Source organism: Bacillus sp. jun7, from assembly GCF_051034795.1.
GTDB lineage: Bacteria > Bacillota > Bacilli > Bacillales > Bacillaceae > Bacillus > Bacillus velezensis.
This window is the reverse complement of record NZ_CP093219.1, coordinates 1,760,618-1,773,400: the sequence shown is the minus strand read 5'-3', so window position 1 is coordinate 1,773,400 and position 12,783 is coordinate 1,760,618. Positions and strand designations below refer to the sequence as shown.

Sequence of the window (12,783 nt, the reverse complement as noted above, 5' to 3'; positions counted from 1 at the left end):
ATTTCCAATGAGGGTGCATCGTCTTCCTGTTATTACAGTATATGCAAATAAGCGCCTTCTTATTTTTTATTTTTGGATAAATGAAAAAAGCCCCTTCTGGAGAAAAGGGGGAGATGTTTGTTTACTGCTTATCCGTGACGTCCATCGGTCTCATCATGTCGTAATCTTCGTGCTCTAAAATATGACAGTGCCATACGTAGCGTCCGCTGTATGGAGCGAAAGTCGCCGCGATTCTGATGACTTCCCCCGAGTGCGCCTGCACGGTGTCTTTCCAGCCTTTTTCACTTGGAGGAGGCGGGACGGCGGGGCCTGTATACACAATGTCGCCGAATTTGTTATAACGCTCTAAGTCAAAAGGACGCCGGTCAAGGATTTGGAAGGACACAAGGTGCAGGTGTATCGGATGGGTTCCCCCCATCGGATTGATAATCGACCAGATTTCCGTTGTGCCGAGCTTCGGCGCTTCTGTCACAGGATCATGCCATCGCTTGTTATTCAGCGTCAAAACGGGCCGGCCGTATTTGTCTTGCGTATTTGTGAGTTTAAGCGTCCTGATATTGTGTATTCTTTTTGATGTCACATTAGGCATTGTTGAAAGATATTTAGGCTTCCGGCTTGTGTCTTCTCCCTTCAGCGGTTTTGTGACGCGGAATTGCATCACATTGGCGTCTGTATCCGGATCGACGTCGCCCCCGCAGCCGGTGCCGTTCGTTAAAATGATATGTTCTCCGTCAAAGGCGGAGAAATCGATGAGCACATCATACCGCTCGGCCGGGGCTAAGCTGATAGATTGTGTTTTGACAGAGCGGGGAAGCAGTCCGCCGTCAGAACCGATTTGGATAAACTTCCCGCCGTTATTGAGCGAGAGAGAAAATGTTCTCGTATTGGAGGCATTAAGGATGCGGAAACGATATGTCCGCGGTTCAACTTCCATATACGGCCACGCTTTACCATTGACGAGAATGGTATTTCCGCAAAAAAACGGGACGATGGAAGGGTCGGGCAGCGTTTCGGAAGGGTTAGCAGGTCCGCTCGGATAAGACAAGGAACCGTCGTCATTTAACGTGCGGTCCAAAATCATAAGCGGTACGTCGTACTCTCCGGAGGGAAGCTTCAGCTGCTTTTCTTTTCGCTCGCGGATGATATACATCCCGGCAAGCCCGGCGTACACATTGAGCCTCGTAATCGCCATGGCGTGATCGTGATACCATAACAGAGCCCCGCGCTGTTTGTTTGGATAATGGTATACCTCTTTCTCAAAATAAGGACCCGTTTCCTTAAAATCCTTCGTGAACCATGCTTCCGGGTAGCCGTCGCTGTCCGGCGGCGTTGCTCCTCCGTGTAAATGGACGACGGTTTTGACATCGGGTTCCTGATGGCCGCTTTCTGAATGGTGAATGGTATGATCCACGGGCAGAAAATGCTTATCCGGCAGGTCATTCATCCATTTAATATAGACGTTTTCATCTTTGTTCACGTCGATCGTCGGGCCGGGAAACAAACCGTTATACCCCCAAAGCCGGGTCGGCGGGAGATCGCGGTGCAGCTTGTGAAAGCATTCCTTCATGGTGACTTCATAATACGTGCTGCCGTCTGATTTCTTCTGCGGCTGGAGTGTTTCGATAATCGGCAGTTCATCTGCAAATTTTTCTAGTGCCATTTTTCATCCTGTCCTTATCATTTATTGAAATCCTGTACTACAGTTAATGCTGCCTGGAACAGGTTGGTTAAAAAAACACCCGCCCTTTTTTGAGGGGGGTGTCTGCGGTTATTGCGCAACCCGGCTTTCGGAAGCGCTCTCTTTCGGTTTTTGTTTTTTGCGGAATACATATGAGGCAAGTACCAGCAGAGTAATAAATCCTGTCAGCAGAAATTCAGACCTCATTGAACTGATAAACAGCATAGATAACAAGATGGCGCAAATGGCGATGATCGTCAGGTAGGTTAAGTACGGATAAAACCACATTTTGATTTTAAGAGATTCAGGGTTTGTCCGTTCGATTTTCTTTCTCATTCTCAGATGTGAGACGGCGATAACAAGATAAACTAGCAGTGCGATCGCCCCTGATGAATTGACCAGGAACAAAAATACGGAGTCGGGAGAAAAGTAGTTCATAACAACGGCAATATAGGAGAAAAAGGTGCCGGCGATAATGGCTTGAACCGGTACGCCTCTTTTACTCAGTTTCATAAAACGCCGCGGCGCTTCATTTCGCTCTGCCAGTGAATACAGCATCCGTGACGTCGTATAAAGCCCGGAGTTCAGGCAGGACAGAACGGCTGTCAGGACGATGAAATTCATGATTTGAGCGGCTGCGGGAACCCCGATATGGCTCAAAACGGCAACGAAGGGGCTTTCCAAAATATTGGCTGAATCCCACGGCAGCAGTGTGACCACAACCGCAATGGAGCCGACGTAAAAAATAATGATCCGCCAAACGACTGAGCGGGTCGCCTTCGTGACGGATTCGACCGGATTTGACGTTTCTCCGGCTGCGATTGCGACGATTTCAGATCCCATGAAAGAAAAAATGACAACGACGATGCCGAGCAGAACGGAACTTGGACCTTTAGGGAAAAATCCGCCGCTGCCCGCCAGATTTTCCAGCCCGACCGGTTTGCTGCCGGGGACGATTCCGAAAATGAACGCAAATCCCGCGATTAAGAAGACAACGATCGTCGCTACCTTCACTAAGGAAAGCCAGTATTCAAATTCGCCGAACGATTTAACTGAATAAATATTCGTCAGTGTTAACAGCACGGTCAGAAGCAGACTCGTCAGCCATAACGGAATGCCCGGGAACCAGTACTGTATGATTCCGGCGCCTGCAATGGCTTCAATGGCAATGACGATGACCCAGAAAAACCAATACAGCCATCCGATCGTAAAACCGGCCCAAGGACCGATGGCGTCATGCGCGTACTGTGAAAACGAACCGCTTGTCGGGTTGACGGAGGACATTTCCCCCAGCATTCTCATAATAAAAATCACTAATAATCCTGCTAAAGCGTAGGAGACAATCGCTCCGGGTCCGGTGGAATGAATGACGGATCCGCTTCCGACAAATAATCCGGCGCCGATCACGCCGGCAATTGAAATCATAGTCATATGCCGGGTTTTTAATCCCTTTGATAAAGAGTTAGGCTGATTCATTCTTTGCCTCCTTTTGGCTTGTTTATGCTGAATATTCCGACAAGTATTATTCTATCATAAATGCCGCAGACAGTTGAAAATGATGTAAGAAAATATGACATTTTTTCTCGTCCGTACAGCAGAAGGTGCCGGAAGGAAAAGAAATAATTTTCTGTTATTTTTGTGTTTTAATGGGTTTGAAAATAATTCCATGAACATAGGGTGGCGAGAATCCTTGATACGATTGGGATGAGAGGGGTTTCGTGAATAAAAATAAGTTTCCTGAGCGCATAAATGTTCTATGCTTACTATTTTTCTGTGGAAAGTGAATCATGTTTCTATAGACCCACTGTGTCTTCGCTTTGTATGATAATGAAGGAAAAATTGAACGGGAAGGAGGATTTTCAGTGGAGAGATATCATGAATTGAAAAAAGGCGAAACCGGAGCGATTGTCAGTATTGGCGCATATGCGGCATTGTCGGCTGTGAAGCTTGTGATCGGTTATTTGTTTCACTCAGAAGCGCTTCAGGCCGACGGTTTAAATAATACGACTGATATCGTGGCATCTGCGGCTGTTTTCATCGGTTTGCGCATCTCTCAGAAACCTCCTGACGAAGATCATCCTTACGGCCATTTTCGGGCAGAGACCGTCGCGTCACTCATCGCTTCCATTATTATGATGCTTGTCGGAATGCAAGTGCTGTTCAGCGCCGCGCAATCTATTTTTTCCGTTAAAGAGGAAACACCGGATATGATAGCCGCCTGGACGGCCGCGGGGAGCGCCGTCGTGATGCTGGTGGTCTACCGCTATACGAAAGGGCTTGCCAAAAAGGTAAACAGCCAGGCCCTTTCAGCTGCGGCCGCTGATAATAAATCAGATGCGCTCGTCAGTATCGGCACGTTTATCGGAATTTTTGCTTCACAGTTCCATTTGGCTTGGGTGGATACGGTTACCGCGTTTATCATCGGGGTGATCATCTGCAAAACCGCGTGGGATATTTTTAAGGAATCCTCTCATTCGCTGACTGACGGTTTTGATGTCAAACATATTTCTGATTATAAAAAGACGATTGAACAGATTGCGGGCGTCAGCCGTTTAAAAGATATTAAAGCGAGATATCTGGGCAGCTCCGTTCATATTGATGTCGTCATTGAAGTGCCGTCTGATCTGAACATTAAAGAGAGTCATGAGATCGCAAATGAGGTAGAACGCAAGATGAAAGAGGAACATGCCATTGACCATTCACACGTTCATATGGAGCCTCTCCAGCTGAAATAAAGCTTCCTTTCTAAAGGGAGCTTTTTCCTTTTTCAGACTGGAAACAATTCGCTGGAAACGTTTTTTTATACTGTTTATATTTTGTGGTAAAGTTAGGTTACGATAATTGAAATTTGAGAGATGACTAGGAGGAGAAGAATGGCTTATAAAGAAGAGCTGCATCCGCTGCTGGAGAAAGCCGTTGAGCATATTGAAAACATCATCATAGGAAAACGGGATATCGCCATACTCAGTCTGGCCGCCATTCTCGCAAAAGGGCATGTGCTGCTGGAAGACGTGCCGGGAGTCGGAAAAACGATGATGGTCCGCGCTTTGGCCAAGCTGATCGGAGCTGACTTTAAGAGGATTCAGTTCACGCCGGATCTTCTGCCGTCAGACGTGACGGGTGTCTCTATTTATAATACGAAAACGATGGAATTTGAATACCGCCCGGGACCGATCATGGGGAATATCGTGCTGGCTGATGAAATTAACAGAACCTCTCCGAAAACGCAGTCTTCCCTGCTTGAGGCGATGGAGGAAGGGAATGTCACGATTGACGGAAAGACAATGCGGCTGGCTGAGCCGTTTTTCGTCATGGCCACACAAAACCCGGTTGAATATGAAGGAACGTATCCGCTTCCCGAAGCCCAGCTTGACCGGTTTTTATTTAAGCTGCGCATGGGCTACCCGACTGCCGAGGAAGAGCTTCAAGTTCTGTCTTTGCAGGAAGGGCGCAATCCGCTTGAAACAATCGAGCCCGTCATTTCTAAAGAACAGTTTATCAGCCTTCAGCAAAAACTGGAGCAGGTGCGGGTGGATGATGGAATTAAAGCATATATCGTCGGCATTACTCAGCATACCCGCCGGCATCCGTCCGTACATCTGGGCGTAAGTCCGCGCGGTTCAATCTCATTAATGAAAGCCGCGCAGGCGTACGCGCTGCTTTATGACCGCGATTACGTCATTCCTGATGACGTCCAGTATTTGGCTCCGTATACGCTGCCGCACAGAATGATCCTGACCGCAGAGGCGAAATTTAACGATGTGACGCCGGAAGCGATTATAGAAGACATCATGCAAACGGAAAAAGTGCCCGTCCAAAGGATGTCGGTCCGCTAATGAGAAAGAAGATGCATTGGCTTCTATATGGCTGGAAGCTGCTTATGTTGGCCGTACTGACGGCGGCTGTCTTCTCTTATGCCATGTTTCAGGGCGGATTTGTGAGCTGGTTTTTATTTTATGCGTTTTTGCCGTTTACTGTTTACGCCGGGCTGGTCGCTGTGTACCCGCTGCGGGCGTTTCAGGTGACGCGTGACGTGTCCTCTGCCCAGTTAACCTCAGGCGACAGGCTGTCTGTCACCATCAGGCTGACGAGGCGCCTGCCGTTTCCGCTGACATATATGGTCATTGAAGATGTGATGCCGGAAACGCTTGGCGAGAGGCGCAGTGCGAAACAGCTCGTGTTTCCGTGGTTTCAAAGGAAGCTGACGTTACAATATGAGCTGCCGCAGGTGCCGCGCGGAGAGCATCATTTACATACGATAAGAGTGCGGACGGGAGATGTTCTCGGGCTTTTGGACAAGACGGCGTCGTTTTCCGTTACGGATACGGTTCTGGTTTTCCCGGCGTACGGGTCTGTTCACTATAAGCCGCAGGCCGCATCCGGAGAAGAGGGTGCGGCTGCCGGCGCTCCGTTTCAGGTACACCGCTCCGCAATGGCTGCGAGCGTCAGAAATTATCAGCCGGGCGACCGGTTTTCCGCACTTGACTGGAAAACATCAGCGCGGCGAAATGAGCTGATGACGAAGGAATTTGACCCGCTGCAGAGTGTGAATATGACTCTCCTTTTGGACTGCAGGCCGTCCCCATCGTTTGAAGCCGCGGTATCAGCTTCGGCATCCCTGCTTTACACGGCGCTTGTGAAGGGCTCTCCCGCAGGATTTATTTCATTGGGGAGCGACCGGACCGTATTTCCCGTCCGGGAGGGAGACCGGCATTTCAGAAAGATGCTGCGTTACCTGGCATCAGCTTCAGAATCGGAAGAAGCTGATGCAGGCGGGCGTTTAGGAAAAGAGCTGGCGGATCCGCGCGTCCGCAAAGCTTCCATTGCCGTCGTGACGGGCAGTCTTACAGAAGACCTTCTCAAACAGGCTGAGCCCGGCCGTGCTGACATGACGGTGTTTTTGGCGAAAGAAACGAATGCCGCGCTTTCAGAGAAAGAACGGAAACTCGCTCTCATCTTCGCTCAAAAAAATATTAAGGTGCAAATGATCAGGGACAAACGGGTGTCCCATGTTGTTTAGAAAGAGAGGTGGCGCGCCATGCCGCATGACGAGAACCAGGGAAGCAGGCTGAGTCTGCTGCTGTTTTATTTTCTCGCTTTTTTATTGTTATGGGAATGGCTCAGGCCGCTGCACAATTTTACAGATACAAAACATACCGGTTTTTTCATCGTTTTTATCGGTTTGGCATTTCTGCTGTCATTCTTCCGGATGAGGTGGTACGTCACCGTGCCGTCCTGCATTCTGTTTACGTTGATCAGTATTCACATCCTGTTTTATAAAGGTTCGGTTTTTCAGCCGGAATGGCTCGTTTCTTTTTTGCGGGACGTGATGCAAAATGCCCGCCACATCGGGTCCGGAAGATGGAATGACATGAATCCGTCATTCCGCACATTGCTGTTTTTTGTGCTTTTATGGCTGCTCGTGTATTTGCTGCATTACTGGGTGATCTATCAGCGGAAAATATTATTCTTTTTTATCATGACGGTGGCGTATATCACCGTGCTTGATACGTTTACTCCTTATGATGCCGCGTACGCCGTCATCCGGATCGTCTTTATCGGCTTTTTGATGATGGGGCTTTTGTATATGGAGCGCATCCGGCTTACGGAACACATAGCGTTTAAAAAAAGATTGATACTCAAATGGTTTCTGCCGCTGATGCTGTTTATCTGCGCTTCCGTCGTGTTCGGGCTGGCGGCTCCGAAATCAGACCCGAACTGGCCGGACCCCGTGCCGTTTCTTAAAAAAATAACAAACCACAAGGAAGTGCCCGCCGCCGAAAGCAAAATCGGCTACGGCAATCATGATGAAACATTGGGCGGCCCTTTTCAGCAGGATGATACGCCGGTTTTTACATGGAAGGGAAAAGAACGGGCGTACTTCCGGGTGGAAACGAAGGATACATACACGGGGAAAGGCTGGGTGGAGACCGATCAGGGCATGTCCTATAAACTGAACGGCGGCAACGTGGAAGATATATGGTTTGACCGGAGTGTGCAGACGAGCCGGTATACGGCACAGGTGTCCATTGATGAGAATTATCTCTATAATCACGTCATGTATCCGATCGGCGTCTCCAATATTAAACCGAAGCACTCGATTCAGCTTGAAATGAACGGAAACACCGAGCAAATTACGCCGGTCAGTGAACAAGTGGGCAACATCCGCAATATGGGACGGTACACGGTGACTTTTCAGGCGCCCGTCTTTAAGCTGAATGATCTCAGAAAAGTGAAAGTGAAACGATACCGTGAGCAGAATCAATTCAATGACCGGTATTTACAGGTCCCCGACAGCCTTCCGAAAAGAGTGAGACAGCTTGCGGACAGACTGACGCGGGATCATCATAATATGTTCGATAAAGCGAAGGCGATCGAGGATTATCTCGGATCTTCCGCATTTTCGTATCATACACAGGATGTCGCGGTTCCGGAGCCCAATCAGGATTATGTCGATCAATTTCTGTTTGAAACGAAAAGAGGATATTGTGATAACTTTTCATCGGCAATGGCTGTGCTGCTCCGCTCTGCGGGAATTCCCGCCCGTTGGGTGAAGGGCTATACATCCGGCGAATATAAAGGGGCAGGCGACCATAACGGCCACATTTATGAAGTCACAAACAATAACGCCCATTCGTGGGTAGAAGTGTATTTTCCCGATCAGGGCTGGGTGACGTTTGAGCCGACAAAAGGCTTCACCAATCCGACGGAGTTTACGTCAGAGCAAAATCATACCGCGGCAAAAGACAGCGGAGGCTCAGCGGGGAATTCGGATTCACCATCTGACAAGCAGCGTCAGGAAACAAAGCCAGAAAAAGAAGAAACACCGAAAAAGCGGGATCACAGTGCGGCACCGCAGCCTGTGATCCGCAACAAAACCGCGGCACACCTGTGGCCGTATGCAGCCATCGTCATCGTGATTTCAGCCGCGGCGGCACTCGCCTGGCTGCTCCGGGCGCGCTGGATTCCGCACGTTACAGCAGCCAGATTGAAGCGGCGAACGGATGAAGACGTCTTTTTCGACGCATATGCCGCGCTGCTCCGCCAGCTGAAACGAAAAGGATTCAGCAGGGGAGACGGAGAAACACTGCGCGATTTTGCCGCGAGGATTGACGAGGCGTACCATACAAACGACATGTCCGAGCTGACGCTGCTCTATGAGCGGGCCTTATACCGCAGGGATAATGCAGCGGAGCTTTGGAATGAATCGGGACAGTTGTGGGAAAATATAATTAAAAGAAGATAGTCTTGACCGCATATCGTCCTGTTGTTAGAATAAATGAATGTTAAATGGGAGCCCGGGAGCGTTAAAAAGCCGGGCTTCCGGACAAGTCTTGCCGACAGAGGGCTGAACGTGTGTCCTCCGTTTTTTCTGTGTCAAAAACTTAGAGGAGATTAGGTGACAACCATGACGAAGTTAGTGAATGAAATGATTCTTGTTCTTGATTTCGGCAGTCAGTATAACCAGCTGATTACCCGCCGGATCCGTGAATTTGGCGTATATAGCGAGCTGCATCCCCATACGTTGACAGCTGAGGAAATCAAAGAAATGAATCCAAAAGGAATTATCCTTTCAGGCGGACCAAACAGTGTATATGATGAAGGGTCTTTCCGCTGTGATGAAAAAATCTTTGAACTTGATATTCCTGTATTGGGCATCTGCTACGGCATGCAGCTGATGACTCATTACCTCGGAGGGAAAGTCGAGGCGGCAAGCCAGCGCGAATACGGAAAAGCGAGCATTCAGATTCAAGGAACTCCTGACTTGTTCAAAGATCTTCCGGAAGAACAAGTTGTCTGGATGAGCCACGGCGACTTAGTCGTACAAGTGCCGGAAGGGTTTACGGTAGACGCGACAAGCCATCACTGCCCGAACTCGGCGATGAGCAAAAAAGACAAAAAATGGTACGGTGTTCAGTTCCATCCGGAAGTCCGTCATTCAGAATACGGAAATGACCTTCTGAAAAACTTTGTCTTCGGGCCTTGTGAATGTAAAGGCGAATGGTCAATGGAAAACTTTATCGAAATCGAAATGCAAAAAATCCGCGAAACCGTCGGAGACAAACAAGTGCTTTGCGCTTTGAGCGGCGGAGTCGATTCTTCTGTCGTAGCCGTTTTGATTCATAAAGCGATCGGCGACCAGCTGACTTGTATTTTCGTAGATCACGGCCTTCTCCGCAAAGGCGAAGCGGAAGGCGTCATGAAAACGTTCAGCGAAGGCTTTAATATGAATGTCATTAAAGTTGATGCGAAAGACAGATTCTTAAACAAGCTGAAAGGTGTTTCTGATCCTGAGCAAAAACGCAAAATCATCGGCAACGAATTCATTTACGTGTTTGATGATGAAGCGGACAGGCTGAAAGGAATCGACTACCTTGCACAAGGAACGCTTTACACAGACATTATTGAAAGCGGAACGGCAACTGCGCAAACGATCAAATCGCACCACAATGTCGGCGGACTTCCTGAAGATATGCAGTTTGAACTGATCGAACCGCTGAACACTCTTTTCAAAGATGAAGTGCGCGCGCTCGGCACAGAGCTCGGCATCCCGGATGATATCGTATGGCGTCAGCCGTTCCCGGGCCCTGGACTTGGCATCCGCGTACTCGGCGAAGTAACGGAAGAAAAACTTGAAATCGTTCGTGAATCAGACGCGATTCTGCGTGAAGAAGTGGCGAATCACGGCCTTGAGCGCGACATCTGGCAGTACTTCACGGTTCTTCCTGACATCCGCAGCGTCGGCGTCATGGGAGATGCGAGAACGTATGATTACACAATCGGTATCCGTGCCGTAACATCAATTGACGGCATGACATCTGACTGGGCGCGTATCCCTTGGGATGTGCTTGAAGTGATTTCGACACGGATCGTCAATGAAGTGAAACACATCAACCGCGTCGTGTATGACATTACGAGCAAGCCGCCTGCAACGATTGAGTGGGAATAAATGAAGAAAAAAACGCCTCTTTTTAATAAAGAGGCGTTTTTTTTATCTTTTTGAAACCGTTTTGCCCTGATTCATATCTAACAGCATAGGAGGTGGATAAGGTGAAGGAAGAACGATTGATCAAAAAGGCGAAAAAAGGCGATGCCGCAGCCTTTGAAAAACTGATCACAACCCATCAGGATACTTTATATAAAACAGCTTATCTCTATTTGCATCACAAAGAAGATACGCTGGACGCAGTGCAGGAAACGGCTTACAAGGCTTTTCTTCATATCGCGCAGCTGAAGGAGCCGAAATATTTTAAAACGTGGCTGATCCGGATTCTGCTTCATACGATTTTTGCGATGAGGAAAAAGCACGGAGACGTCATTCCGTTTGAGCCGCAGCACGATACGCGCGCGGAGAATAAGAACATTGAAGAATACATAGATCTTCGGAATGCTCTGGAAACGCTTGACGAACATATACAGCTGACCATTCAGCTTTATTATTTTCAAGATTTCTCGATTGCTATGATCGCTGAACAGACCGGAATGGCGGAAGGCACTGTAAAAACGCATCTGCACAGGGCGAGAAAAGCATTGAAGCAGGAGCTGGAAAAGGAGGATAAACACATATGGAAAAGCATCAAATGAAGCAATTGTATCAGAACATTGACGTGCCGAAAGCTGAATTGAAAAACGTGATACATAGCGCCGCTGTCCGTGCCGGAAAAGAAGGCGCCGTCAGACGGAGATGGGGACGAAAAGTGATAAACGGCCTTGCGGTTGCTGCTGCTTTGTTTATTCTGTATCTGTCCTCAGGCTTGTTCATGCCCTCCGTTAATACGGCTATGGGAAACATTCCTGTTGCCGGACAAATTTACAGTCTGTTTCAGGATAAGGCAGGTTCTGCGCTGTTTAAAAGCAATTTGGTGACAAAATTGAACGAGAAAGCGGAATCACGCGGAATCACGGTGACAGTGAAAAGTGTGTATTACGACAGCGGACAGCTCGTTTACAATTTTATCGTTGATAATTTGAAATCAGATGAGGAGAGCATCTCTTTTCAAGTTGATTATAAAGATCCACGGAATATGTTAGCAGAGGATTATGACAGCAGTGATATGAAAAAAATGAAAGACGGGCGGTACGCGGGGCAGCTTCGCCTGTTCACGGACGGCTCAAAGCTGAAAGACGGTGATAAGCTTCCGCTTGTCATTACACAAATCAAGGATATCCCCGGAAACTGGCGCTTTACACTCCCTATTAAAAAACAAAAGTCCGTTTCTCTTGAAGGAACGAAAGCTGTGAATGTAAATCACGGATTATACCGCTTTTTCGATATCCGGGCGGAAAACGGAACGACGGGATCGGCTCTCCTGTATTCTATCGACTTCTATGATGCAGCCAAAAATGATGCCATCTCGATTTACGAGGCAACGGATGATGCCGGAAACCATTATGAAATGACGGCGTCGAATATTGAACTTGGCGGCAGAAAGAATCTTCCCGGCGGCGGGAAAAGAATACGCGGCCAAACTCAATTCAGCAAACCGATAGACCCGAAAGCGAAAACACTTTTCATAACGGGCGATATAAAAACAGAATCAGAGCCGGGAGAAATCGTGCCTCTGAAAACAAAACTGCCCGTCAGTTATAAAACGAAACATCATTATGTCGGCATTACCATCAAAAAGATCAAACAGCAAGGCAGAACGGTAATCGTCGATTATCAATTCACCGGAATCAATTACAGCAAGGCGGATGAAGATCAGCTGATCAATGTCGGTGAGTCAATCGGTCTCGGCAATACGAAAAAAATGAAAACCTGGCCATCGCTTAATGAGTATGAAAAAGGCTATTATCTGAAAGAGAATAAGGCGAAAGTCACGAACCTTAAAACGGGTGAAATGGAATCCGTTTTTGAATTAGATGATTCAACCGATAAAGACTATTCGTTGCGCGATTTCTCATTCGATTCATACGCTTTGTACGTCAATCAAACGGTTATGAACTTGCTGGCGGATGACAAGGGGATCACATTCGCGGTGCCGGTTCGGCCTGCGGACGGAAAATGATGTCGGGAAGGCGGCTTTTGCCGTCTTCCATTTTTGGTCAATTAACGAATAAACCAAATTTTTTTACCGGGATTGTTCGTTTTTTTTATTGAGTTT

General features: G+C 48.0%; 9 protein-coding genes. 7 read left to right on the top strand and 2 right to left on the bottom strand.

Translation table 11 applies throughout. From position 1 onward, the window contains the following. Positions 1–121: 121 nt before the first annotated feature. Together cotA and gabP are read right to left on the bottom strand one after the other, a co-directional pair. Positions 122–1,660 (bottom strand): outer spore coat copper-dependent laccase CotA, encoded by a 1,539-nt coding sequence (cotA, locus tag MJQ52_RS08310; RefSeq protein ID WP_060674438.1) that lies wholly within the window; start codon positions 1,658–1,660, stop codon positions 122–124. Positions 1,661–1,768: 108 nt separating this feature from the next. Next, the gene (gene gabP / locus MJQ52_RS08305; protein ID WP_012116987.1) at positions 1,769–3,154 is read right to left on the bottom strand and encodes a GABA permease; all 1,386 of its coding nucleotides are present in this window, start codon (positions 3,152–3,154) and stop codon (positions 1,769–1,771) included. Positions 3,155–3,540: 386 nt separating this feature from the next. Here gabP and MJQ52_RS08300 point away from each other — a divergent pair, with 386 nt between their 5' ends. The 7 genes from MJQ52_RS08300 to MJQ52_RS08270 all read left to right on the top strand — a co-directional run bounded on the left by MJQ52_RS08300 (position 3,541) and on the right by MJQ52_RS08270 (position 12,687). Continuing rightward, a complete protein-coding gene (locus MJQ52_RS08300; protein WP_017419009.1) occupies positions 3,541–4,413 on the top strand; it encodes a cation diffusion facilitator family transporter in 873 nt (290 codons plus the stop codon). Positions 4,414–4,551: 138 nt separating this feature from the next. Further along, complete coding sequence (locus MJQ52_RS08295; protein ID WP_014417085.1) at positions 4,552–5,514, top strand: AAA family ATPase; 963 nt, start codon at positions 4,552–4,554, stop codon at positions 5,512–5,514. Then, positions 5,514–6,698: a DUF58 domain-containing protein gene (locus MJQ52_RS08290; RefSeq protein WP_017419010.1), complete on the top strand. Its 1,185-nt coding sequence runs from the start codon at positions 5,514–5,516 to the stop codon at positions 6,696–6,698. The genes MJQ52_RS08295 and MJQ52_RS08290 overlap by 1 nt, the downstream gene beginning before the upstream one ends. 18 nt (positions 6,699–6,716) lie before the next feature. After that, positions 6,717–8,924 carry a DUF4129 domain-containing transglutaminase family protein gene (locus tag MJQ52_RS08285; protein WP_017419011.1) on the top strand — a complete coding sequence of 736 codons (2,208 nt, stop codon included), beginning with the start codon at positions 6,717–6,719 and terminating at the stop codon, positions 8,922–8,924. 162 nt (positions 8,925–9,086) lie between these two features. Next, on the top strand, positions 9,087–10,628 hold the full coding sequence (gene guaA, locus MJQ52_RS08280; RefSeq protein WP_017419012.1) for a glutamine-hydrolyzing GMP synthase: 1,542 nt from the start codon (positions 9,087–9,089) through the stop codon (positions 10,626–10,628). Between the two features lie 101 nt (positions 10,629–10,729). Continuing rightward, positions 10,730–11,263: a sigma-70 family RNA polymerase sigma factor gene (locus MJQ52_RS08275; protein ID WP_172614504.1), complete on the top strand. Its 534-nt coding sequence runs from the start codon at positions 10,730–10,732 to the stop codon at positions 11,261–11,263. Then, entirely contained in the window at positions 11,245–12,687 is a 1,443-nt protein-coding gene (locus MJQ52_RS08270) for a DUF4179 domain-containing protein (RefSeq protein ID WP_017419019.1), read from the top strand. The genes MJQ52_RS08275 and MJQ52_RS08270 overlap by 19 nt, the downstream gene beginning before the upstream one ends. Positions 12,688–12,783: the final 96 nt, after the last annotated feature.